Origin of the sequence: Curvibacter microcysteis (genome assembly GCF_028649455.1) — a bacterium.
Taxonomy (GTDB): Bacteria; Pseudomonadota; Gammaproteobacteria; order Burkholderiales; family Burkholderiaceae_C; genus Curvibacter; species Curvibacter microcysteis.
Genome location: NZ_JAQSIO010000003.1, coordinates 70,305 through 95,042 on the forward strand (window position 1 = coordinate 70,305; position 24,738 = coordinate 95,042).

General features: G+C 63.2%; 18 protein-coding genes. 13 read left to right on the plus strand and 5 right to left on the minus strand.

All coding sequences use genetic code 11. The annotated features are described in order from the left end of the window. Window positions 1-48: 48 nt before the first annotated feature. The gene (locus PSQ39_RS09000; protein ID WP_273926434.1) at window positions 49-1,590 is read right to left on the minus strand and encodes a methyl-accepting chemotaxis protein; all 1,542 of its coding nucleotides are present in this window, start codon (window positions 1,588-1,590) and stop codon (window positions 49-51) included. Between the two features lie 705 nt (window positions 1,591-2,295). On the opposite strand from PSQ39_RS09000, the gene PSQ39_RS09005 reads away from it, so the two are divergent. Then, a complete protein-coding gene (locus PSQ39_RS09005) occupies window positions 2,296-2,886 on the plus strand; it encodes a helix-turn-helix domain-containing protein (RefSeq protein ID WP_273926435.1) in 591 nt (196 codons plus the stop codon). A 129-nt stretch (window positions 2,887-3,015) separates the two neighbouring features. Next, a complete protein-coding gene (locus PSQ39_RS09010; protein WP_273926436.1) occupies window positions 3,016-3,501 on the plus strand; it encodes a helix-turn-helix transcriptional regulator in 486 nt (161 codons plus the stop codon). Here the strand turns inward: PSQ39_RS09010 and PSQ39_RS09015 are convergent. Continuing rightward, a complete protein-coding gene (locus PSQ39_RS09015) occupies window positions 3,498-5,237 on the minus strand; it encodes a methyl-accepting chemotaxis protein (protein ID WP_273926437.1) in 1,740 nt (579 codons plus the stop codon). The two genes, PSQ39_RS09010 and PSQ39_RS09015, sit on opposite strands and share 4 nt — an antisense overlap. A 632-nt stretch (window positions 5,238-5,869) precedes the next feature. Here PSQ39_RS09015 and PSQ39_RS09020 point away from each other — a divergent pair. The 3 genes from PSQ39_RS09020 (at window position 5,870) to PSQ39_RS09030 (ending at window position 9,342) form a co-directional block, all read left to right on the plus strand. Further along, window positions 5,870-6,628 (plus strand): hypothetical protein, encoded by a 759-nt coding sequence (locus tag PSQ39_RS09020; RefSeq protein ID WP_273926438.1) that lies wholly within the window; start codon window positions 5,870-5,872, stop codon window positions 6,626-6,628. A 64-nt stretch (window positions 6,629-6,692) separates the two neighbouring features. Then, window positions 6,693-7,145 (plus strand): (2Fe-2S)-binding protein, encoded by a 453-nt coding sequence (locus PSQ39_RS09025; protein ID WP_273926439.1) that lies wholly within the window; start codon window positions 6,693-6,695, stop codon window positions 7,143-7,145. Between the two features lie 10 nt (window positions 7,146-7,155). Then, window positions 7,156-9,342 carry a xanthine dehydrogenase family protein molybdopterin-binding subunit gene (locus tag PSQ39_RS09030; RefSeq protein ID WP_273926440.1) on the plus strand — a complete coding sequence of 729 codons (2,187 nt, stop codon included), beginning with the start codon at window positions 7,156-7,158 and terminating at the stop codon, window positions 9,340-9,342. 80 nt (window positions 9,343-9,422) lie between these two features. On the opposite strand, the gene PSQ39_RS09035 is transcribed toward PSQ39_RS09030, so the two are convergent. Together PSQ39_RS09035 and PSQ39_RS09040 are read right to left on the minus strand one after the other, a co-directional pair. Further along, window positions 9,423-10,676 (minus strand): branched-chain amino acid ABC transporter substrate-binding protein, encoded by a 1,254-nt coding sequence (locus PSQ39_RS09035; protein ID WP_273926441.1) that lies wholly within the window; start codon window positions 10,674-10,676, stop codon window positions 9,423-9,425. Window positions 10,677-10,773: 97 nt separating this feature from the next. After that, a complete protein-coding gene (locus PSQ39_RS09040) occupies window positions 10,774-12,402 on the minus strand; it encodes a long-chain-fatty-acid--CoA ligase (protein ID WP_273926442.1) in 1,629 nt (542 codons plus the stop codon). 440 nt (window positions 12,403-12,842) lie between these two features. Here PSQ39_RS09040 and PSQ39_RS09045 point away from each other — a divergent pair, with 440 nt between their 5' ends. The 6 genes from PSQ39_RS09045 to PSQ39_RS09070 all read left to right on the plus strand — a co-directional run bounded on the left by PSQ39_RS09045 (window position 12,843) and on the right by PSQ39_RS09070 (window position 20,493). Then, window positions 12,843-14,960, plus strand: coding sequence for a TonB-dependent receptor (locus PSQ39_RS09045; protein ID WP_273926443.1), 2,118 nt, complete (start codon window positions 12,843-12,845; stop codon window positions 14,958-14,960). Between the two features lie 116 nt (window positions 14,961-15,076). After that, window positions 15,077-15,943, plus strand: coding sequence for an alpha/beta hydrolase (locus PSQ39_RS09050; RefSeq protein WP_273926444.1), 867 nt, complete (start codon window positions 15,077-15,079; stop codon window positions 15,941-15,943). Between the two features lie 15 nt (window positions 15,944-15,958). Continuing rightward, window positions 15,959-16,231, plus strand: a complete 273-nt coding sequence (locus PSQ39_RS09055) for a hypothetical protein (RefSeq protein ID WP_273926445.1) — start codon at window positions 15,959-15,961, stop codon at window positions 16,229-16,231. A 1-nt stretch (window position 16,232) separates the two neighbouring features. Beyond that, complete coding sequence (locus tag PSQ39_RS09060) at window positions 16,233-16,538, plus strand: hypothetical protein (protein ID WP_273926446.1); 306 nt, start codon at window positions 16,233-16,235, stop codon at window positions 16,536-16,538. Between the two features lie 2 nt (window positions 16,539-16,540). Further along, entirely contained in the window at window positions 16,541-18,235 is a 1,695-nt protein-coding gene (locus PSQ39_RS09065) for a PepSY-associated TM helix domain-containing protein (protein ID WP_273926447.1), read from the plus strand. Window positions 18,236-18,396: 161 nt separating this feature from the next. Next, entirely contained in the window at window positions 18,397-20,493 is a 2,097-nt protein-coding gene (locus tag PSQ39_RS09070; protein WP_273926448.1) for a TonB-dependent siderophore receptor, read from the plus strand. A 96-nt stretch (window positions 20,494-20,589) separates the two neighbouring features. Here the strand turns inward: PSQ39_RS09070 and PSQ39_RS09075 are convergent, their stop codons facing one another. Next, on the minus strand, window positions 20,590-21,669 hold the full coding sequence (locus tag PSQ39_RS09075) for a porin (RefSeq protein ID WP_273926449.1): 1,080 nt from the start codon (window positions 21,667-21,669) through the stop codon (window positions 20,590-20,592). A gap of 157 nt (window positions 21,670-21,826) precedes the next feature. Between PSQ39_RS09075 and PSQ39_RS09080 the strand changes: the two genes are divergently transcribed. After that, a complete protein-coding gene (locus PSQ39_RS09080; RefSeq protein ID WP_273926450.1) occupies window positions 21,827-22,726 on the plus strand; it encodes a LysR family transcriptional regulator in 900 nt (299 codons plus the stop codon). A 248-nt stretch (window positions 22,727-22,974) separates the two neighbouring features. Beyond that, the gene (locus PSQ39_RS09085; RefSeq protein ID WP_273926451.1) at window positions 22,975-24,714 is read left to right on the plus strand and encodes a methyl-accepting chemotaxis protein; all 1,740 of its coding nucleotides are present in this window, start codon (window positions 22,975-22,977) and stop codon (window positions 24,712-24,714) included. Window positions 24,715-24,738 lie beyond the last annotated feature (24 nt).

Sequence of the window (24,738 nt, forward strand, 5' to 3'; positions counted from 1 at the left end):
CCTGGTGGCCGACCAGCCAAGACCTGGGCCCGATGGGGCCCAGGCACCTCAAGCGCTTTTGAAGACCGCCATGGTGTCGACCAGCTGCTGAGCCTGGGCTTTCAGGCTGGCCGCGGCGGCGGCGATTTCTTCGACCAGGGCGGCATTTTGCTGGGTCGCCTGGTCCATTTGCTGCACCGCTTGCCCCACTTGCGCCACGCCCGTGCTTTGGGCCGTGCTGGCCGCGCTGATTTTCTCCACCATGGTGCTGACCTGTTGGATGGCCTGGACCACGTTTTGCATGGTGCTGCCGGCGACATCCACCAAGGTGGAGCCCTGTTCGACCCGGGCAACGCTGGCGCTGATCAAGGTGGTGATGGCCTTGGCCGCGGCGGCACTGCGCCCCGCCAGGGCCCGCACTTCACTGGCCACCACGGCAAAGCCGCGACCTTGCTCCCCTGCGCGGGCTGCTTCGACCGCCGCGTTCAAAGCCAGGATATTGGTTTGAAAAGCGATGCTGTCGATCACGCCAATGATGTCGTGGATCTGGCGGGAGGCGTCGTTGATGTCTTTCATGGTGTCCACCACCTGACGCACCACGTGTCCGCCTTGCAAGGCCACGTCGCTGGCCTCGCGGGCCAGTTGGCTGGCCTGGTGGGCGCTGTCGGCGTTTTGTTGCACGGTGCTGCTCAAGCTGGCCATCGAGGCTGCGGTTTGTTGAAGGGCGCTGGCCTGCTGTTCGGTGCGGGCACTGAGGTCGTGATTGCCCTGGGAGATCTCGGCGCTGGCATTGGCCACCGATTCGGACCCCTGACGCACCCGGCTCACCACCGAGCGCAAGCTGCTTTGCATGTCTTGCAGCGCGGCCAACACCTGGCTGGCCTCGTCTTTTCCCTGCACCGGGATCGCGGTGTGCAGGTCCCCTTGGGCGACGGCATGGGCATGACCGATGGCCAGCTTCAGCGACTGTCCCATGCTGTGGAGAAGGAGGGCGCTCAACACCACGGCCAAGCTCACACCGACCACGATCAAGGCGGTGGAGCCATATTGGATCCACTGGTAGCGGGTGACCTGGGCGTCGTACTCCGACTGCGCCACGTCGAGTTGCAGCTGGAACAAGCGTGCCGCATCCTCGCGCAGCGCCGCCGCCGTGGGGCTGATCCGGTCTTGGTACAGGGTGCGCGCCAAGGGCAGGTTGCCCGCTTGCACGGCCTCGACCGTGGGGCGAATGCCTTCTTCCCAGTACTTTTTCTGGCTTTGCTCGTAGGCCTGGGCGAGCTTGGCTTCTTCGGGTGTCAGGTAAGTGGACTTGTATTCGTCCCAAATTCGGAACGCCTGGGCCATGTCCTGTTTGATTTCATGGCTTCTCTTGTCGATGTTGTCCGGGCTGGGGTTCACCAGCATGTCCATGGCCAGCACGCGCAGTCGGGGCATCAGGTAGTCAATGTCGCCCAGTTGCTTGAGGCACACCACCCGGTCTTCGTAGATGGTTTTCAGCGCCTGGTTGGCACTGACCAGTCCATGACGCCCCATCCAGCCAATGCCGGTCAGAAGAATGAGCAGCATTCCAATCAGGAAGGTTAACCGGGTTGAGATTTTGAACTGATTCATGGGGATTTCAGCGATTTGTTATGAATGAATATGGATGGCGAATGGCCACATTTGCAATGTGAGCCATGGCGCGGCAAGCGGATTAATTGGACAGGGCGACTGAAGCTGAAATGAGGGGTCGGCGGGTGAATCGTGCGAAATGGGCTGAGGCGCAGGGCGAACCCTTGCGGTTGAGGTTTGTGCCGTAGCGCTACCATCAGCGCCACCGGCCTTCGCTCAAAAACTCAAAACCTGAGGCAAACCGCATCATTGCTGATGATTTGCTAGGTTTGCTTGAAGTTGCCTCAACTTATGACAAGCGGTGCAATAATCGACAAGCAGTTATGTCAAGAATGCTATATTTTCCGGGGCTGCCAGGGTGAAATCAAAAAATAAGAATGACTGTTCATTGAGGGGATTCGATTGAGTCGGGAAGAGAACTTCAATTTGGAGGCGATTATTTTACCGGGGCCGGCAGGGATCACGACCTATCCCTTGCCTGGTGGCGCGGGGGCCAATTTCTTGTCGTACTGGCACGGGCCTGCGCATGAGGCCAGCAGCCCTGGCCAGCCTTATTTGAGCGTCGCCATCATGCCCTATGCCGAAAAGCGGCAGGCGTTGTTCAATTTTGGCAATGGCTGGCGAGACCGATTTTGCAATGACCCCAAAGCCATTTATTTGACGCCGCCCAACACACCTCATGAATGGCGGATTGATGGCGCCCTCATGGTGGTGATGTTGTCGATCGCCATGGAGGAGTTGCTGGGCTTGCTGGACGAACTGGACATCCCGCACGATCACCTGAACCGAGTCCTGCCTTTGGCGGAGCAGGGCTACAGCGATCCCTTGGTGCATGATTTGATCCTGCGACTGTGGTCACAGGTTCGCACCGAGGAGGAGTGCAACCCCTTGCTGGTGCAGAGCAGCATCGTCTGCATCCTGCACAGCATTGCTGCCAAGTGCTGTCAAAGCCCCGAAAAGCCGCCCGAGCGCATCAGTGACCGGCAACTGAAAAACGTGCTCGATCAGATCGAGGACCGTTTGGACACCGCGCTGAACATTGCCGAGCTGGCTGCGGTGGTGGGTGTGAGCAAATTCCATTTCATCCGTCTGTTCAATGAGGCGATGGGCCGCACGCCCTACCAGTACATCCAGTTCCGCCGCATTGAAAAGGCCCGCTTGATGTTGACCACCACCCACTTGACGGTGGCTGATGTGGGCATGGCCGTCGGTTTTGGTGATGCGCCCAATTTCTCTCGGACCTTCACCCGGCACGTGGGCTGCAGCCCCAGTCAGTACCGGCAGCGCGAAAAGTAAGTCAGCCAGTCCGGCGGTGCCCTGAGCGGTCAGCCTGGGCAGCTGGCGCCATGGCCTGGGCCCTGGCGGCCCCAGCTTGGCAGCAAAAAAGCGCGGACATTCAAAGGGGCCCTGTGCCAAAATCAAACCATGCAATTCCTCGTCATCCCCAACCAAGTCGCCGCGCAGGTCAAGGCGCTGCGCCAGGCTCAGCAGGTGTCGGTTGCCGAGGTGGCCGGCTACATGCAGGTCAGCCAATCGCGCTATTCACGCATTGAAAATCGGCCGCTGGCCATCAAGCTCCATCAGTTTTACCTGCTCATGGAAGCCTTGGGGGCGGATGTCCTGCCCTTTCCTGACCTGGCGGCGTTGCGCGATCAACTGGTTCAGGCCCGGCGTGCCACCGGCCTGACCCAAGCCCGTTTTGGGCCTTTGGTGGGGGTGACCCAGTCGCGCATTGCCCACATCGAGGCTGATCCCGCCCACATCAGTGTGGAGCTTTTCCTCAAGCTGCTGGCCACTTTGCAGATCCCCCTGTACATCGGTCAGCACGTGTACCGGCCCTCGCCGGCGGCGCAGGCCCGCCTGGCTCCGCAGGCGCTGCCCGAGCCCGAGGCTCGGGCGGGCATCGCTTAAAAACTCTCCCAACTGTCGTCAGTTCCAGTGCGGCTGCCCATGGGGGCCGACGGGGGCAATGCGGCTTGAGCGCTCCGGTTCGACTTCAAGGCGGGCCTGGCGATCGGGCCGCTGTTGCTGGCCGCCAGGCTCAGCTTGGGCGCTTGGACTGCGGTGGGGGGCGTGGGGGTGAAAGTCGCTGGCTGGTTGAGCGCCAGTTTGAAAATCGACACGGCCGACACCAGATCGCGTGCCTGTTGGTCCAGACTTTGGGCCGCAGCCGCGCTTTCTTCGACCAGGGCCGCGTTTTGCTGGGTGGTCTGGTCCAGTTGGTTGACGGCCTGGCCAATTTGCGACACCCCCGAGTTCTGCTCCAGGCTGGCTGAGCTGATTTCGCCCACCACATCGCTGACCCGCTGGATGGCGATGACAACCTCCTGCATGGTCTGACCGGCTTGGTCCACCAGCAAAGTGCCCTGTTCCACTTGCTCGACGCTGGCGCCGATCAGCGACTTGATTTCCTTGGCGGCCTCGGCCGATCGCCCGGCCAGGCTGCGCACCTCGCTGGCCACCACGGCAAAGCCCCGACCTTGCTCACCCGCGCGCGCCGCTTCCACGGCGGCGTTCAGCGCCAGGATGTTGGTTTGGAAGGCAATGCCGTCGATCACGCCAATGATCTCGGCAATTCGCTTGGAGCTGGCGTCAATGCCCCGCATGGTGTTCACCACTTGGCCAACCACCTCGCCGCCCTGGCTGGCCACTTGCGCCGCGCTGACGGCCAGTTGATTGGCCATCTTCGCGTTGTCGGCGTTGTTGCTCACGGTGGTGCTGAACTGCTCCATGGTGGCCGCTGTTTGCTGCAAGGCGCTGGCCTGCTCTTCGGTGCGCTGGCTGAGATCGGTGTTGCCCATGGCAATTTGCGTGGAGGCGGTCGACACGCCCTCGGCGTTCATGCGCACATTCGAGATCACCGAGGACAGCTTGCGCTGCATCTGGCTCAGGGCGGAAAGGATGCTTTCGGTGTCGCCGGCCTGCAGCTCAATCGGGGTGCCCAGGTCCCCGGCCGCCACCCTTTGGGCCACGGCTGCCGCGTCCTCGGGCTCGCCGCCCAGTTGCTTCATGAGGCTGCGGGTGATCCACAGCCCCAGACCCAGTCCCAGCAGCAAGGAGCCCAGCGTCAAGGCGATCAGCAGGGCGCGGGCGTCTTGGAACGTGGCGTTGTTGGCGTTCACCACCTTTTGGGCGTTCTCTTCCTTCAGCAGGACCAGGGCCTGCATGGCGTCATCGATCGCATTGACCTTGCTGGCGAAGGTCCCAAACAAATACTCGACGGACTCTTGATTTTTTCCGAGACCTTCCTTTTTGGCGAGGGCCACGATTTGCTCGACCGCGTTCAAATAATCTGGCAGCAGTTCGTTCAGGCGAGCTAAACCTTCTTTTCCTTTTTCAGTGTGAATCAAGGGTTTGACTTTTTCGAGTTTGTCTTTGAGCGAAGCCAAGCTCTTGTCAATTCGGTTCAGTGCGCGATCGCGCCGTTCTTCAGACGTGGCCAGCAAAATGTTCCGAACGGCCCGTCCGACATACAGCATATCGATGGTGGACTGTTTGAGCAGTGATACCCCGACCAATTCTTTTTCATACAGGGCTTGGTCGCGGTCGTTGATTTGTGCCAGGCTGCGAATGCCGATGGCGCTCACGCTGGCACCCATCAGGCAGACTAAAAAGAAAGAGCCAAGCAGCTTGTGTGCTAATTTCATGTGCGGTCCTGGTGGGGTATTTTGAGAAACTTTTTGTCAGTGGCGCGATTTGCAAGGTGCGCGACAAACCTAGGTGGAGAAAGGATGCTCGGATTTTAGGGACTCCGCGTGGCGGGGCTTGATGTAGATCAACCAAGCAGTATTGCTGGACGGTCTGACCTATTTCCTTGGTTTGTGCCTGGAAACCAATTGCGAGGCAGATGTCAGCGCGATGAAATGAATCCGACCTGTTTGGCAATAAAAGACAAATGCGCAATTTCATTCATTGCGTGGCGCCTTGTGGCAGCCTCTTTGATCGAGCCTTCATTCCGGCAAATGCTCAGGCGAATCCCTGCTGACAACAGCTTCTGCCTTGCTTGCGAGGCCTGATCCCTGGGCCAGCTGGCATTTGAGTTCTTCCGCTGGGCTTGCTGTCAGAGCACAGAGCCGTGAACCGATTCAGATGAATCAGTCTGCGGCGCAACAATGTACAAGTGCTGAATTTATCAGCATGGTTAAGCACTGAAAATATGAGACGCTCCATTGTTGTGGATGTCAGTTGTTTTTATTTTTGTTTTTGTGTGCTGGCTTTTGATATTTAAATATTGGCCAGGCGGCAAATCGGGGTCTGGTCTTGAATGGCGGCTATTTGTATGGTGATGTTGCGTGCTTTCTTTTTGGCCGATTTGTCGTTTTATTGGACGTTGCTGGTCTGTGCTTCTGCACCGGCGGTGACGGTCTTGGGTTTGTTGCTGCGCGAGCGTTGGATTTTTCGAAATGATCTTCAATCCCTGCATGCCGAGACACTGCCATGGCCTTTGGCGACGAGCCTGGATAAGCAGGCCCATGTGTTGAATCGAGGCGGGCTGGAGCTCAGATTGGCGCAGCGCGTTGGGCGGGCCGACCAAGAGGGCCGCAGCTGTTGCGTGATTTGTTTGACGGTGGGGGGCGCTGGTGCTGCATCCCTGGTCGCCAGGTCCGAGTTACCGCCAGAGCTCATGCAGCCTGTGGTGGCAAGACTCCGTGATTTGTTGCCAGCAGACGCCGATCTGGCTTGTGTGGACCGGGGCAAGTGGTACCTGCTGCTGCCAGGCGATGCCTCGACGGGGCTGGCGCTGGCACGCCGCATGAATCAAGAACTGAGCTTGCCTTTTCAGTTGGGAAAGGGGGCCATTCGGCTGAACTGCGCCTTGGGGCTCGCGGTGCACCCCGAACATGGAATGGGCAGCGGCTTGCTGCTCAAGGCGGCCATCGCGGCGCACCGTGTCAGTTTTCAGTGCAGCGGCTTTGGGCTTTACCGTCACCCCCTGGCGCCGCCGCTGATGTCTGGGGCCCATCGAGGGGCTGGGCGGTCTGAACCTCACTGCATCACAGGGGAATCTACCCACGCCCACTTGGACGATTCTCAGTAAGCTCAGGCTCGGGCCTGGCTCTCGCATCCTCTTGGCAGGGCTCTTCAATGTCGAAAGTCTTCCCATGCAACTTCAATTGAATGGCAAAAGCGTCTCCCTGGACATCGAAACCGACATGCCCTTGCTCTGGGCCATTCGGGACGAAGCGGGCCTGACCGGGACCAAATTTGGCTGTGGGGTGGCCATGTGCGGCGCCTGCACCGTGCTGCTTGATGGCGAGCCCGTGCGGTCGTGCAGCCTGCCCGCCAGCGCGGCGGTGGGGCGCAAAATCACCACCATCGAAGGCCTTCGGGGCACCTCGGCCTTGCAAAAGGCCTGGATCGCCAAGCAAGTGCCGCAATGTGGGTACTGTCAGTCGGGCATGTTGATGGCGGCCACCGCCTTGCTGGCACGCAAGCCCAAGCCCACCGATGCCGACATTGATGCCGCCATCACCAACCTGTGCCGCTGCGGGACCTACCCCCGCATCAAGGTCGCCATCCATGAGGCCGCCCAATTGGGCAAGGCCCGCGCCTGAGGAGACCCGCATGAACACCCCCCACGCCGCTTCTCCCGCGCTGCTGAAGTCTCGCCGCAGTTTCATCCAGTTGGGTGCGGCAAGCGCTGCCGGCCTGACCCTGGGCTTTCATTTGCCCGTCATGGCCCAAAAAGGCGCAGGATCGGTCAGCCAGGAGGCCGTCGACATCAATGCCTGGATCCGCATCACCCCCAACAACCTGGTCGTTTGCGAGGTGGCCCGCGCTGAAATGGGCCAAGGCACCAGCACCAGCCTGCCGATGATGCTGGCCGAAGAATTGGAGTGCAACTGGGCCGATGTGCGCATGGAATTCGCCTCGGTCAGCGAGCACCTGGCCCGCAACAAGGTCTATGTCACCTTTGCCACCGGCGGCAGCCGTGGCACCCGCGACTCCCAGGCGGTGATGCGCAAAGCCGGCGCTGTGGCGCGCGAAATGCTCAAAGCCGCAGCAGCCCAGGAATGGGGTGTGCCCGTGGCCGATTGCGTGGCCAAGGCCGGCCGCATCAGCCACCGGGCCAGCCAACGCAGCCTGACCTACGGCGCGCTGGCGGCCAAGGCGGCGCAGCAGCCGGTGCCCACGTCGGTGCGTCTCAAGGCCCCGTCTGAATGGACCCTCATCGGGCAGCCCATCCCGCGTCTGGACATCCCGGCTAAGGTCGACGGCAGCGCCGTCTTTGGCATTGATGTGCGCTTGCCGGGCATGCTGTACGCCGCCATCATGCAATGCCCGGTGTTCGGCGGCTCGCCTGCCACCGTGGACGACACGGCCGTCAAGAACCGCCGGGGGGTCAAAAAAGTGGTGACGGGCCCCGACTTCGTGGCTGTGGTGGCCGACAACTGGTGGCGGGCCCAGCAGGCAGTCAAGGCGCTCAAGGTGGCCTGGGACTACAAGGGGCAGGACAAGCTCGATGACCTGGCGGTGTTCAAGTTGCTGGAGGCGGGCACCCAGGCCGCCCGCCCGCTGCGCCAGGATGGCGACTTTGCCAAAGCCCTCGCGGAGGTCGGCGCGGGCAAGGTGGTCGAGGCCGAGTACTTTGTGCCTTACCTGAGCCACTTCACCCTGGAGCCCCAAAACTGCACGGCCCAGGTCACGGGCGACCGCGTGGAGGTCTGGGCGCCGACGCAAAACGCCGAGGCCACGCTGGCCGTGGCGGCCAAGACGGCCGGCGTGCCGCCGCAAAACGTCAAGGTCAACCGGCCTTACCTGGGCGGTGGCTTTGGTCGTCGGGGGGGCTTTCAGGACTTTGTGCGCCAGTCGGTGCAAATCGCCCAGGCCCTGCCGGGTGTGCCCGTCAAGCTGTTGTGGACGCGCGAAGAAGACATGCAGCACGACTTTTACCGGCCCGCGGCCCTTTACCGCCAGCGCGCAGTGCTTGACGCGCAAGGGCAGTTGGTGGCTTGGGAGGCCAAACTGGCCTCCCAGTCCATCCTGGCCGCCATCCGCCCCGAGTCCTTGAAAAACGGCCAGGACTTTCAGGCCGGTGAGTCCTTCCACGACATGCCTTACCAAGTGGCCCACTTGGACGTGCGCCACGGCATGTGCGACATCAATGTGCCGGTGGGCTTTTGGCGTTCGGTGTTCCACTCGCAAAACCCGTTTGCCCGTGAATGCTTTCTGGACGAGGTGCTGGCCAGCGCGGGCAAAGACCCCCTGCAAGGGCGGCTGGACCTGCTGCCCGCCGACAGCCGCGACCGGCTGGTCTTGCAAGCGGTGGCCAAAGCGGCCGCCTGGGGCCGTGCGCCTGCCAAAGGCCGAGTCCGTGGCCTGGCGGTGCAAGACGCCTATGGCAGTTACGCCGCGGCCGTGGTGGAGCTGTCGGTGTCTGCGCAAAAGGTGGTCACCGTGCACAAGGTCTGGGTGGCTGTCGACCCGGGGCAGGTGGCCAACATCGATTCGGCCAAAGCCCAGATCGAGGGCAATGTGGTCTATGCCTTGAGCACCATGTTCCTCAGTGAGATCAATGTGCGCGACGGCCGGGTGCAACAAGCCAACCTGGGCGACTATCCGCTGATGCAGTTGCGCCAGGTACCTCAGATCATTCCCATCCTGGTGCCCACGGGCGCCGAGGTGTGGGGCGGCATGGGTGAGCCCCCGTATGCGCCCCTGACCGCGGCCGTGGCCAATGCGATTGCCAAAGCCACGGGCGAGCGCCTGCGCCGCAACCCGTTCTCGCACGCGGGCTACAACCTGGCCTAGCACGCCCTTGCACCGGCTCGCCAGGTGTCACCGCGCGGCGCCCTTCGGGGCGCCGCTTCTGCCTGGGCCGGGTGGCCTGCTCAGGCTGGCCGCTTCATCTGGCAGGAGGTCGGCTGGGCGCTGATGTAAGAGTCCCAGGTCACCTCAGAGCGGAAGCCGTAGCCAGTGTTTTCCGCGTCGTACTTGACGCCCTTGCTGCCTTGCTTGGCCCAGATGCCCAGGTACAGCGGGGCTTCCAGTTGGTGGTCGGTCTTGCGCATCTTGACCTCGCCCATGGGGCTCTTGTAGGTCATCCCCTCCAGCGCGAAAGCCACCTTCTTGGCGTCGGTGGACTGTGCCTTGCGCATGGCCTCGCGCAGCATGTTCATGGTGTTCCAGTGGGCGGCGAAGATGAAGTCGTCGTTGTACTTCTTCTTGTAGTCCACGTAGATCTTCTCCAGCTCAGGGGTGGGGGCGTTGTGGATCCAGTTCCAGATCACACCGACCTTGCCCTCGCCCCAGTTGCCCAGCTGCGCCGGCGTGCCCGGGTTGTTGGCGTTGAGGGTGAAGTAGTTGATGTTGAGGCCATAGTCTCGCGAGGACTTGAACAGCAGGGTCAGGTCGCTGCCCCAGTTGGAGGTGATCACGGTGTCAGCCCCGCTGCTGGCGATCTTGGCCACATACGAGGCGAAGTCGCGCGTTTGGGCGATGGGGATGAAGTCGTCGCCCACGATCTGGACGTCGGGCCGTTTGCGCGCCAGGTAGTCCTTGGCGGCTTTCGACACCTGGCGGCCGTGGGTGTAGTCCTGGTTCAGCAGGTACACCTTCTTGACGTCTTTGCGACCCTGCAAGTAGGTGGTCAGGGCCTCGATCTTCATCTCGCTCGACGGGTAAAAGCGGAAGTGCCAGAAGCTGCAGCGGTCGTTGGTCAGCAGCGGGTCCATGGCGGCGTAGTTGAGGTAGACGGTGGCGCGTTCGGGCTCGCGCTCGGCCAGCTTGTTGAGTGCGTCCACCAAGGCCAAAGCCACGCCCGAGCCGCCGCCCTGGGTGATGAAGCGCACGCCGCGGTCGGTGGCGGCCTTGAGCACGTTGAGGCTTTCCTGTGGCGAGCCCTTGTTGTCAAAGTCGACCACTTCGAATTTGGGCTCGTTCGGCCCGGCCTTGGCATTGACTTGCTGCACCACCTCGCGCAGCTGCTTGAGCGAGTTCTGGCCGGTCAGGGCGAATGGGCCTGAGAGCAAATCGATGAAGCCGATCTTCACGGTCTCGGCCGCACTGCAGTGGGCTGCAGCCAGCCACAGGCCGGTGGCCAGCCAGGTTTTGAGGCGAAAGCGCGGGGCGCGGACGGGGTTCATGGCGTTCTCCTGGGGCGCTGGCGCCCGTTGGGTGGGATGACAGTCGAGGTGGATGGGAACACGCCAGCCTCCAGGCTGGCCTGGGGGCTGGCTGGGTTCAGGTCGCGCCAAAGACGCTGCCGTAGCGTTGGCGCAGTTCGTTCTTTTGCACCTTGCCGGTGCCGCCCAGGGGCAGGCTGTCGACGAAGACGATGTCGTCGGGCAGCCACCACTTGGCCACGCGCGTGGCCAGAAAGTCCAGCAGTGCGGCCTTGTCGCCGCTTTGGCCGGGCTTGCAGACCACCAGCATCAGCGGGCGTTCGTCCCAGCGCGGGTGCTTGATGCCAATCACCGCGGCCATGGCCACGGCGGGGTGGGCGATGGCGGCGTTTTCCAGGTCGATGGAGCTGATCCACTCGCCGCCGGACTTGATCACGTCCTTGGTGCGGTCCCGGATTTGCATCACGCCCTGGGCGTCCAGGGTGGCGATGTCGCCGGTGGGGAACCAGCCGTCCACCAGGGCCGAGCGATCGGCCTTGTGGTAGCGCTCCACAATCCATTGGCCGCGCACCATCAACTCGCCTTGCGACTGACCGTCGCGCGGCAGGGTTTGGCCTTGCTCATTGACCACCTTGAGTTCAATGCCAAACACCGATTTACCTTGCTTGCCCACCAGGGCATAGCGCTCGGCAGCGGGCAGGGTGACCTCATCGGGGCCCAGGTTGCTCATGGTGGCGATGGCGGTGGTTTCGGTCATGCCCCAGCCGTGGCGCACGTCCACGTCGTAGTCGTCCTGGAACTTGGCGATCAAGGCCTTGGGCATGGCCGAGCCACCCACGCCGGTGCGGCGCATGGTGCTGAAGCGCAGTTGGTGCTGTTCCACGTATTGGATCAGGCCCATCCAGATGGTGGGCACGCCCGCGCTGACGGTGACGCGCTCGGATTCCATCAGCTCGTACAGGCTGGCCGGGTCCAGTTTGGGGCCGGGCAAGACCAGCTTGGCGCCGCTGATCAAGGCTGCATAGGGCAGGCACCAGGCGTTGATGTGGAACATGGGCACCACGGGCAGCACGGTTTCTTGCGACCACAGGCTCAGCACGCCGGGCAGGCAGGCCGACAGGGCGCTCAAGCTCAGGGCCCGGTGTGAGTACAGAACGCCCTTGGGGTGACCGGTGGTGCCCGAGGTGTAGCAGAGCGCAGCGCCGCTGTGTTCATCCAGCTCAGGCCAGTCAAAGTCTTCGCTTTGCGGGGCGATCAGGGGGTCGTAAGCCAGCAGGCCGGGCAGGCCCTCCAGCGCCGGCAGGGCTGCTGTGTCGCACAAGGCGACCCAGTGGCGCACGCGTGGGCAATGCGCGGCCACGGCTTGCACCAGGGGGGCAAAGCTGGTGTCGAACAAGACCACCTCATCGTCCGCGTGCTTGATGATGTAGGCCAGTTGCTCGGGGTGCAGGCGCGGGTTACAGGTGTGCATCACCATGCCGCTGCCGGAGACCGCGTAGTAGGCCTCGAGGTGGCGGTGGTTGTTCCAGGCAATCGAGCCCACGGTGCTGCCGGGCTTCAGGCCCAGCTGGCGCAGCGCATGGGCCAGTTGGCGGGCGCGGCGGGCCAGGTCAGCAAATCGGTAGCGGTGCAGGCTGCCGTCGGTCTCGCGCGAGACGATTTGCTGTTGGCCGTATTGAGCGGCGCCGTGTTCCAGGATGCCGGACACCAGCAGAGGGCGTTCCATCATGTGGCCGGGTGGTGCCATGGTCTTTGTCTCCTTCTTATGGGGCAGGAGCGCTGAACCGGGTGGCCCCGGTGGGGCCCGCACAGCGCTCTGGCTTGAGTGTGTGCGGATGTTCGCAAAGACCGGGGCGAGGCCTTGTCGTCTGAGCGACTGGGTCGGTATCGCGCACGGTCTGCTGGCAGCGCCCCGGTCCAGCCGGAACTCGTCTTCATGGCGCGCCGGCAAGCCCCCGTGTGGCGGGCCTTGGCTTTGCACCAAGTGGTGCCTGTGGAGCTCTGTCCAGACCACTTTACATTTCCTCGTCTGATGCGTGTGATAATAAGAATGATTCGCATTCAAATAAATAGAGGAGTTGAGAAATGAGTCAAACGCCTTGGGGGGATGGTGGTGAGGGTCAATGGGGTGGTGCCGTGCGCCTGCACTGCGACCGTGGGAGGCGCAGGCCACAGCGGCGAACCGCCGTGGCTGTAACCCTGTTGTGCATGTGGATGGCTGCCGAGGCCCAGGCCCAGACGCCCACGGCGGACGGATCCTTGCCGACGGTGACCGTCACAGCCATGCCAGACGGAGCAGAGGATCTGACGCAACCGTACAGCGGTGGCCAGGTCGCCACGGGGGCTCGGCTCGGGATGATGGGGCAGGTCGATCAGATGGATGCCCCCTTCAACATCACCGCCTTCACTTCGCAAGTGATCGAAGACCAGCAGTCCCGCACATTGGCTGACGTCCTGAGCAACGACCCCTCTGTGCGTTTCACCACCTCCAGTGGCCATGCTTACGAGAACTTTCGCATCCGCGGCTTTGATGTCAATCAGAACGATGTGGCGGTCGACGGTATGTTTGGCCTCTTGCCCATAGGCCATGTTCCCGTGGAGTTCATTGAGCGGGTGGAGGTGCTCAAGGGACCAAACGCGGCCTTGGGCGGCATGGCCCCCAGTGGGGCGGTGGGCGGCGTCGTCAACCTGGCCCTCAAGCGTGCGGGCGAAGAACCTCTGAGCCGCGTGACCCTGGGTTACCAGACGACCTCTCAGTTGAGCTCCCATGTCGACATCGGACGCCGCCTGGGCGCGGACAAGGCGTTGGGTATTCGGATCAATGGTGTCTTCAGCGAGGGAGAGACCGCTTTGTCAGGGCAATCCAAGCAACGTGAATTGTTGGCGATTGCCTTGGATTACCGAGGCCGCGGCTGGAAGGCGACACTCGACTTGTATGACAGCAAGGAGTCCTTCCGAGGCGGTACCTCTGCCATGTACTGGTTCACCTCCACCTCGATTCCTGCGGCCCCAGATTCGGGTACCAACCCATTTCCGACCGCCTATGGTGATCTGCGCAGCCAGGGCGCGGTGGCACGCGCTGAGTACCAAATCCATGAGCACCTCAGCGCCTATGCCGGTTTTGGGGTGATGAGCCACGATTTTTCTGGCTTCATCAATGGCACGCACGTGCGCAGTCTGAATGCAGCGGGCATCAGCAGCAGCACGCGCACCTACGGTTCGAGGGGCTACAACGACAACGTGTCGGCCGAGGGGGGATTGCGGGGCCAGTTCAAGCTGGGCTCGGTGCGTCACGAATGGGCTTTACAGACCTCCAACTTGGTGCAGGCCGCCGGTGCCGCCACCAACACTTCGGCGGCCTACACCACCAGCCTGTACAGCCCCAGCGTGATGGCCATGCCGAGCCTGCCTGGATCTGCCCCCAAGACCAGTGAATCCGTGCTGTCCAGTGTCGGCTTGTTGGACACGCTCTCATTCATGAAAGACGCTGTGCGGCTGTCGCTGGGCCTGCGTCACCAGCGGGTCAAGACCACCAACCTGAGCACCGCCGGCGCAGTGACCGGCGCTTACGACGAGAGCGCAGTCACCCCCATGGTGGGATTGGTGCTCAAGCCCTGGGGGCCTGGGGTGTCGCTGTATGCGAACCGTGTGCAGGGCTTGAGCAAGGGGGACAGTGTCAGCACCCCGACCTATGCTTACAACTACACCTTTGCACCGTACAAGACGGACCAAAGGGAAGTGGGCATCAAGTGGGACACGGGTTCGTTCACCCATACCTTCAGCCTGTTTGAGATCCACAAGCCAATGCTCATCACCCTGAGTGGCAACGTGCCCTCCGATGGTGGCGAGAAACGCGTGCGTGGGCTGGAGTGGTACACCTTCGGAGAACTGGCCCGTGGCACCCGCCTGCTGGGCGGGGTGGTCTACACCGATGGTCAGCAGACCAAGACGGCCAACAACAGCTTCAACGGCAAGACCGCTGTGGGTGCGCCCCGTTGGCAGGGCAACCTCGGTCTGGAGTGGGACGTCCCCACCACCCCCGGCCTGACCCTGAGCGGCAAGGTGGTCAGCAGTTCCAGTCAGTACCTGGATGCGGGCAATACCCAACAGTTGGGTGGTTGGGCCGAGCTGGAGGCAGGTGCCCGCTACACCACCCAAATGGCTGGCAAGAAGGTCGTCTGGCGCCTCAACGTCGTCAACCTGATGAACCGCCGCTACTACTCCGGCGCTTTCAGCGACACCACCCCAATCGCTACCCTCGGGCAGGGGCGCACGCTCATGACCTCGTTGAGCAGCGATTTCTGAGCCACAGCATGCGTCACCCATCCATGTCGGGCAGCCCCTTGGCTGTTCTGTTGGTCTGCTGGCTGGGGTTGGGGCCTGCTTTGGCCACGGCCCAGCCTGGGGGGGGAGCCACATCCGTGGTGACCCCTGCCCTTGGGTCGCCGGTGCTACTGCCGCAGGCCCGCGCCATCGAATTGCGGGCCCAGGCCAGTGGCCACCGCTACCGCATCCTGGTGTCGGTGCCTGGTACGCCAGCCCCGCCCTCCGGCCATCCGGTGCTGTATGTGCTGGATGGCAATGCGGGCTTTCCAGTGGCCGCTTTCGTAGCGCGGACCGTGGAGCGGCGTCAAGAGCGCACGGGCCAGACGCCGCCGATGGTGGTGGGCATCGGCTACCCCGGCGATCAAGACTTTGATGACGCCGCTCGCCGGCGCGATTACACGCCCCATCCAACCCGACCGCCCGCTGGGGCGCCCGAAGGCGGTGCTGAGGCTTTCCTGGACTTCATTGAGCACGACCTCAAGCCGATGCTGCGGCAGCACTTCCCCGTGGATGGCCACCGGCAAGCGCTGTTCGGGCACTCGTTCGGGGGCTTGCTGGTGCTCCACGCGCTGTTCACCCGTCCCACGCAATTCAGTGCCTTTTTGGCCTCCAGTCCATCGATCTGGTGGCATGACAACGCGCTTTTGAAGCGCGTGCCAGCCTCGGTGCCCAATTGCGACGCCTGCCGCCCTCGGGTGCAAATCAGTGTCGGCGAACTGGAGGACCGCATCCCCCCTGGCCAACACTCCGCGCAGACGCTGGCCCTCCTGGCGAGCCGGCCCATGGTCTTGTCAGCGCGCCAACTGGCGGCTGACTTGCGCAGTCGCGCAGATTGGCGTGAGCGCGTCCGCTACCTTGAATTGGCGGGCGAGGACCATGGATTTGCCTGGATGCCAGCCTTGGTCCGCGGGATGGACTTTTTCCTCCAACCGTCCCCCGTCATTGGGCGGTCTCAGCCTTGATCACCGGGAGTTGCGATGTCGTTGAATGACTTGTACGGGCTTGGCGCCTCGGCGCTGGGGGCACTTTGCATCTACCTGGCGGCGCCTCAGCAGCGCTGCTGGTCGGTGCCCTGGCCACGCTGGATCGGGCGCAGCGCCGGCGGCTTGCTCTTGCTGCTCGGCTGGTGTGGTCTGGCCGACGCAGCACAGCCGCTCATGGCCACCTATGTGTGGATCACCTGGCTGATGCTGGTGTTCGTTGCCTTGCCCTACCTCGGGGCGTTGATCAATCCTTCACAGGGACGTTGACATGAAGCAGACGGCCAAAAAGCCAGTCAAACCCGACTGGCTTGCCAAGACCTCGGCCGGCGCGATTTTGGGTTTCGCGCTGGCCATCTCATCGAGCGGCCTGTTGTCCCTGGCCTTGGGGGCTTTGCCGCTGCCCGTGCGCGGGCAGTTGGTGATGTGGGCCGTGCCACCCATTTGGCTTGGGGCCCTGGGTTTCGTCTTCCTGTTTTCTAGCGGGCAGCGGGCCTGGCTTTGGTTGGGGGGCTTGAATGTGCTCAGCTGGAGCGCGTTCTGGGCCATTCGATGTTTGAAAATGGTGAGTCATTGAGCATGAGAGCTGACCTGATCCGCATTTACAAATCAGTCCACACCTGGGCGGGCATTCTCAGTGGCATGGCCTTGTTCATTGCCTTTTACGCGGGTGCACTGACCGTCTTCAAAGAACCCATCACGCAATGGGCCGCGCCGCCAGTGGCCAGCCCTTGGCGGCCGCTGGAGGACGCCCAGGCCTTGATCGGCAAGACCCTGGCAGAACAGCCTGCGGCCGCTCGGGAGTTCACGATTCACTTGCGCCAAAGCGAGCACCTTCCAGGACGGCTTCAGTGGCAGGTGCGCGGCGCCCCGGACGCCGACGAGCACGATGAATCTGGCCGGCGCCATTTCGTCGCCTCCCTGGATGCCGGGGGCCAACTGCAGGTGAGCGAGACCCATCCCTCTGCGCTTGCCAGCTTCATTGATGTGCTGCACCGGGTGGTGGGACTGCCCTTCGACACCGACCCCAACCGATGGGTGATGGGGTTGGTGGCCACGTTGTATGCCCTGGCCTTGGTGTCCGGGGTCATGGTGTTGCTGCCTTCGTTGGTGAAAGACTTCTTTGCCCTGCGCGTGGGCAAGAACCTCAAGCGCATGTGGCTGGACGCCCACAACGTGGTGGGCATCATCAGCCTGCCATTCCACTTGGTGATGGCCTTGACAGCCGTGGTCTTTGCCTTCCACGACCCCATTTACGAGCTGCAAAATGAGCTCGTGCACGGGGGGCAATGGCGTGTCGGTGGCCCCCGTGGTGCGGCCAAGGCGGAGGCCCCGCTGCGCCAGCCCGATGCCTTGCTGACCCCGCTGGCCCTGGTCGAGCGTGCCAAGGCCTTGTCCCCAGGCTTTGAGCCTGACCGGGTGCAGTACCAAAACGTCACCGGCCTCAAGCCCGTGGCCCGCGTCTGGGGGCATGACGCCGCGGCTGTGTCGCCCCGCGCTCGAGGCGGCTTTGTGGCCCTTCACCCCTACACGGGTCAGGTGCTCAGCACGGATTACCTGCCAGGCCAGCAAAGCGCCGCCTACCAGGTGATCGGCAGCTTCTTTGCCTTGCACATGGCCTCTTTTGGTGGGCACGCCGTGCAGTGGATGTATTTCCTGCTGGGCTTGGCGGGGGCCTGGCTTTTCTACAGCGGCAATCTGCTGTGGGTGGAATCACGTCGGCGTCGAACCCAGCCCAAAGTGGGGGGACACCCAGTTCAGCGGCTGGACTGTCGCCTGATGGCGGCCGCTACGGTGGGCGTGTGCCTGGGTTGCGTGTGCAGCATTTCTTTGATGATGGTGGCTCACAAATGGATGCAGGGACAGGTCCCAGACCTCAGTCATTGGACCCGGCTCGCCTACTACCTGACCTTCTTTGGCGCGCTGGCTTGGGCCTTCTGGCAGGGCGGTGCGCGTGCCTCGGTGCACTTGCTTTGGGCCGCGACCTGTCTGACCTTGGCGCTGCCCGCGACCCGAATTCTGGCCTGGCTGGCACCGGAATGGGCACCCGCCGTCAATGATTCCGTCGCCGCGATGGGGGTGGATGCCACGGCCTTGGGCGGGGCGTTGGTCCTGGCCTGGATGGCTCGAGTCACCCAGCGGCGGGTTCAGCAGGGGCCACGGGACAGTGTCTGGTCCGCCACCTTGTCGACGGCCGAGCCTGAGCCTGTGTTACCCGCCAGGCCCGTCCAGGTCCGTACGGCCGACCCAGATCGGCTTGACCCCCTGGCTTGAGGCTGGGTCCAGCGTCTGCCCGCGCAGCATCAGCCCTCTCCCGCAAGAGTCCTGGTGCTGATCTCCATACAGCTTGGGCCGGGCGTGGCGCAGTTGCATTTTCTTCTTAGCCCAGGCGTCTTGTGCCCCGGGTTTCAGCTATTTCGATTGGATGTCAGTGCATGGAAAACAAGATCATTTGCGGCGTGTTCTGCCTCGTCTCCCAGGCCGGTTGGGTTCCGGCGCAGGCGCAGGTGCAGCCCGCGGCCGAGGGAACCTTGCTCAGAGAAGTTCGTGTTCAAGCGTCCCCAGATGACGCCGAAGCCTTCAAGGCGGCCGCGCCTCCGGGGGTGAGTCGCTCCAACGTCCCCCTCAGTGAACAAGCGCAGTCCATCACAGTGGTGCCGCGTGCGCTGTTGGACAGCCAGCAGGCCATGGCGCTGGGCGATGCGTTGCAGAACGTCCCCGGCGTGGTGTCGCAGAACTTCGGGCGCCGAGGTTGGGATGACATGATCATCCGGGGCCAAACAGCCTCCGATGCGGTGTTCATCGACGGCTTGCGAACCAGTGCCAACAACCGCGTGGCGCAGGAGCTCTTTGGCGTCGAGAGCGTGGAGGTTCTGAAAGGCCCAGCTTCGCTCCTGTATGGCCGCGTGCTGCCCGGTGGCCTGGTCAGCATGAGCAGCAAGCGGCCCGGGCGCGAGGCAATGGCCAGCAGCGAAGCCACAGTCGGAAGTTTCGGTCTGCGTCAGACGACCTTCGATCTCAACCAGCCGCTGTCCGATCAGGGCAAGGCCGCATTGCGCCTGACCGGACTGGTCATGAATTCGGACGATGCCACTGACCATGTCTTCTTCAAGAACCGCTACCTGGCCCCAGCGCTGAGCTTGGACCTGGGGGCCCGGACGGACTTCACCCTGCTGGCCAGCTACCAGGAACGGGACTATGTGCGTCAGCAGGGCCTGCCTGTGTCGGGCTCGGTGTTGGCCAACGCACGAGGCCTGTTGCCGCTGAGTCGCTTCACGGGTGAAACCACACAACGCCCCTACCAGGGTTACCAATCACGTCTGGGTTATGCGCTCATCCACCGCTTTGATTCGGGCTGGACTTTGAGCCAAAACGCACGCCACCAGAAGTCGTCCTTGTCGGGGCAACTGACCGCCATCTCCAGTCTGGCGTCCGACGGGTTCACCCTGCGCCGCTCGGTGACCGACCAGCAGTACGACGGAGGCAACGATGCCCTGGACACCCAGTTACAGAAGACCCTGCACAGCCCATGGGGCACCCACGAGCTGACCTTGGGGACGGACTACGCTCGCGACACCGAAAGCACCCTTTCCAAGACCTGCGCCGTCGCCAGCCTGAACGTCTATCAGCCCGTCTACGGTGCCACCATCACTTGCCCGTCGGCCTACCGAACCAACAGCCAGGTGACGACCCGGTCTCTGGGCTTTTATGCGCGGGACCAGCTGCTGCTCACCCCTCAGGTGCGCCTGGTCTTGGGCCTGAGGCGCGACCAGGTCTCGGTGACCTCAGACAACCGCCTGAACGGGGTGTCCCAGTCCAACCCGGCCACGGCCACCACCGGCTCCGCAGCCCTCATGGTGGAAGTGCTGCCGGGTGTGCGACCTTACCTGAGCTACGCCACCTCTTTCTTCCCCAACACTGGCCTGGACGTTCAGAACCAGACCTTTGCCCCCGAATCGGGCCGCCAGTTGGAGGCCGGGCTCAAGTGGGAGTTGAGTCCGCGCGCGTCCTTGACCGCAGCGGTCTACGACCTGCGGCGCCGCAATGTGTTGCAGACCGACCCCAACAACTCGGCCTACAGCATTGCCGTGGGCGAGCAAAGAACCCAAGGCGGTGAGCTGGGCGTGACGGCGGACTTCGGGGTCGGATGGAGTCTTTTTGGCGGCTATGCCTACACCGATGCCCGCATCACCGCAGCGGGCGCCGCCGATGCCGCGACGGTGGGGCAGTCTCTCAACAACGTTCCGCTGCACAGCTTCACGTTGTCGTCTCGTTACCGATTCCAGGGGGATCGGCGGGGGTGGTCGCTGAGTGCTGGCGCGCGTGGACAGGGCCCGGCCCGCGCCTACACCTATGAGGTACCGGGCTACACAGTGGCCGATGTGGGCGTCGCCTATCAACGGGCCCATTGGCGCCTGGCCTTCAACGTGAAGAACGTCCTGGACCAGCGTTACTTCGTGGGCGGCGTTGCCCAAGCGGTGGCTGTTGGCACGCCGCGCACCGCCTTGTTGACCGTGGGGTACCTCTACTGAGGCATTCGGCCATGAAGCGGGGCTGGCGCCCACCGAGCCCTGGGCCTGAGCGCGAGGCTATGGTCCGGGTGCTGGAATGGCCGCCGGCCCACGCCGTCAGAACGAGTGCTTGATGCCAGCCGACAGGCCCGTGCTGCTGCTCTTCAGCCCCGTGCCCTGGTAGTTGTTTTTCCACTGCGTGCTGTCGGCCTCGAGGTACACCAGGGAGCGCTTGGACAGCTTGTACTCGAGGAAGGCAATGGTCCGGTTGTAGCCGTCGTCCACATTGGCGGTGCGCGCCCGGTTCACCCGGTAGTGACCCACCAACAGGTCCAGCTGCGGCGTCAGCGGCCAGGTGCCGCCCAGGCTGAGCACCTGGTTGCGGGTCTTGGCAGTGGCCGAGGTGTCTGCGGTGTGGCCGCTGTAGGTCAAATTGACCTTGCCTGCGCCCACGGGCACGGCCACACCGCTGACATACGCTTTGAGCGACAGACCGGTCACGGTCTTGAACTGCGAGTAGGCCAACACGGCTTGCAGCGCATCGCCCTTGTACTCCAGGCTGGCGCCGTCGGAGGACAGCTTGCTGTTGCTGTTGGCTTGGTTGCCAAAAGCATGCATCACGCGGGCGGTGGTGCCGCCCAGGCTGTAGGCGTACTTGACCGAGTTGTCCAGGCGGTAGGTGCCGGTGCTGGAGCCCGAAGCGCCGTACTCGGTGCCCAGTTGGTGCGAGCTCAGCGCCGAAATCGCCACGTTCGAGTTCAGGCTGGCAAAGCGCGTGGCCAAGGGGTCTGCGGAACCCACGGCATCGGCCAGCAAGGTGTTTTGCCGGCCCAGCGTGACGGTGCCCAAGTCGCCGCGCAGGCCGGTGTAGGCGCCCCGGTCAAAGAATTTGCTGGTGTTGGAGGTGGCCCCGGTGTTGATGTTCAGGCCCGACTCCAACTGAAACAGGGCTTGCAGTCCGCCCCCCAGGTCTTCCACACCCCGGTAGCCCAGTCGGCTGGTGGTGTTGATGCCGCTGTTGACCATGTTCGCGTCGCCCGCAGAGCGGTTGTTGCTGGGGTCCATGCCGGTGGTGCTGCGCACGCCCGCGTCCATGATGCCGTAAATGGTGACGCTGCTTTGCGCCTGGCAGGTGCCGGCTGCCCAGGCCAGGGCGAGCAGGGGGGCGCCACGCAGGGCGTTGGTGATGGGTTTCATGTCAGTCTCCTCAGATCCATGGATCTCTGTTTTGGGGTGAAGCGCGTGAGGTCCATTCAGCGCCGGCCACGGGCAGCCGGGCTGGGGTCTACGGGGCGGGATGATGCAAGTCGTAGCGAATGAAATCAATTGCATTGATCTGATAGATTGATGCTCCATGCGCATCAACCTAGATTTCGGTGAACTGCAGGCTTTTGTGGCGGTGGCGGACAAGTCCAGCTTCAAGGCGGCCGCAGAAAGCCTGTTCATTTCCCAGCCGGCCCTGAGCCGGCGCATCGAGAAGCTCGAGGCCGAGCTCAAAACCCAGCTCTTTCAGCGCACCACACGCCGCGTCGCGCTCACCGACGAGGGGCGCCAGTTGCTGGTCCATGCCACCGCCGTCATGGAGGAGCTGAAGCTGGCCTACCTGGGCCTGGAGGCCAAGGCCGTGGCACGCACTGGCAAGGTGACCCTGGCCTGTGTGCCCTCGGTGGCCCACCATGTGCTGCCCGCGGTGTTGAAGGACTTTGCGCTGACGCACAGTGCGGTTCGGGTCAAGGTGATCGACGAAAGCGCGCAAACCGTGCTGGACAGCGTGCTGCATGGCCACGCCGACTTTGGCCTGAACTTCCTGGGCAGCCAGGAAGCCGATCTGGAGTTTCTGCCGGTGCGGGTCGAGCACTATGTGGCGGTGGTGCCCGAAGCGCATGCGCTGGCTCGGCGTCAATCCGTGAGTTGGCGCAGCCTGCTCAAGGAGCCCTTGATCGCCGTGTCCAGCGCCAGTGGCAACCGCTTGCTGATCGACAACGCCATCGCGCGCACCGGCATCCGTCCCCACCTCCAGTACGAGATCAACCATGTCACCGGGGCGCTCAGCCTGGTCGCTGCGGGGCTGGGCGTGGCGGTGTTGCCGGCCCTGGCTTTGCAGGGCCCCTTACAGACCGGGCTGCGCGGGGTGAACCTGGTGGAGCCCGGGATCTCCCGCACTTTGGGCTTGATCGTGCGCAAAGGCGCTCATTTGCACGCCGAGGCCCAGGCGTTGGCGGACCGTTTGGTGTCGGCTTTGCGGCTTGACTAGCCGGGAGAGGGGGCTCACCAGGCCCGGCGTTTGAGCCGGTGCTGGCCGGGGGCGTCCATGGCGGATCTGTTGAAACCCAAGCACGAATTCAAAAAAGTATCATATTTGAAGGTCAAATTTCGGGAAATGTGAGCAAATTTCTGGCGTAAATACTTGTAAAAGTGATCAAATTGATGAATAATTTTGTCAATTGATCCGGGCGGCTTCGCATATTTCGGATCTGTCCCGTGCTTTTACCAGGAGGCTCCATGCACGCACTTCGTCAGTTCAAGATCGGCACCCGCTTGGGTTTGGCCTTTGCGTCTATTTTGCTTTTGCTGAGCTTGCTGGGCGGCTTTGGTCTCTACCAGATGAGCCGGGCCAACTTCTACGCCAAAGACTTGGGCACCAATTGGCTGCCCAGCGTGAAGGTGTTGGGCGATATCCGTGCGTCCTTGAACGAAGTTCGCCGTGCCAGCCTGCGGCACCTGCTCGAAAGCCGCCCCGAGGGCAGGCAAGCCCAGCAAGCGATACACGACGCGGCCCTAGCCAAGCTGCCCAAGCTCTACGCACAGTACGAGCCCATGATCGCCTCGCCTGAAGAGCGCCAACTCTACGAGGCCATGCGCAGCGAGTGGGACGCCTTTTTGAGTTTGGAGAAGCGTCAGATCGCGCTGGGAAATGGCAGCGAGAGCGAACGTGAAGAGGGCCGCCAACTGGCCACCGGTGAAGCGGCCAAGGCCTTTTCCAGTGTGTTGGGCACGCTAAGCAAAGTGGTCGATATCAACGTGACCGGCGCGGACAACGCGACCGCGTCTTCCGCCGTGAGCTACCAGCAGGCCGTGTGGGTTTCGCTGGGCGTGATCGCCGTCTCCCTGGCCCTGGGCGCGCTGCTGGCCGTTGTGGTCACCCGCTCCATCACCGTGCCCCTGCACACCAGTGTGGTGGTGGCCGAGGCGGTGGCCCAGGGTGATTTGCGCTCGCAGTTCGACATCGTGGGTCGCGACGAAGCGGCAGAGCTCCAACGCGCCTTGCAGCACATGAACGAACGCCTGGTCGACATCGTGGGCCAGGTCCGCTTGAGCAGCGACAGCATCGCCACCGGTTCGGCCGAAATCGCCACGGGCAATGCCGACCTGAGCCAACGCACCGAGCGACAGGCCAGCAACCTCGAAGAGACGGCGGCCTCGATGGAAGAGCTCAACAGCACCGTCAAGACCAATGCCGAGACCGCCGTGCAAGCCACTCGCCTGGCGGCCGAAGCCACCGACGCGGCCGAGCAGGGCGGGGCGGTGGTGGGCCAGGTGGTGGCCACGATGCAGGACATCTCGGCGTCGTCGAAAAAGATTGCCGACATCATTGGTGTCATCGATGGCATTGCCTTCCAGACCAACATCTTGGCGCTGAACGCCGCCGTGGAAGCCGCCCGTGCCGGCGAGCAAGGTCGGGGTTTTGCCGTGGTGGCCAGCGAAGTGCGCAGCCTGGCAGGGCGCAGCGCTGAAGCCGCCAAGGAAATCAAGAGCCTGATCAGTGCCAGCGTGGAGACCGTGGAAAGCGGCACCGCCCTGGTGGACGCGGCCGGCCAAAGCATGGACGGCATCGTGAACCAGGTGAAGCGGGTGAGCTCGCTGATCAGCGAGATCTCCAACGCCTCGCAAGAGCAAAGCAGCGGCATCAGCCAGATTGGCGACGCAGTCAATCAACTGGACCAGGTCACGCAGCAAAACGCCGCCTTGGTCGAAGAAAGCGCCGCGGCGGCCGACAGCCTGAAGACCCAATCGCAGCGCCTGGCCGATCTGGTCTCGGTGTTCAAGTTGGGCAACGAAGACGCGTCTGCCGCCTGGTCGCGTGCTGCACCTGCGGCCGCCCCCGCGGTGCGCAAGCCGACGGCCTCCCGTGCCGCGCTGGGTGCGCAGTCTGGCAACGCCGCTCAGCCCGCCCTCGGCCACGCCGCCCGGACCGCGGGCCCGAGCAAGGCGGCTGGCGAAGCCTCTTGGGAGTCGTTTTGAGCCCCGCCCAAGGCCCCCGTCAAC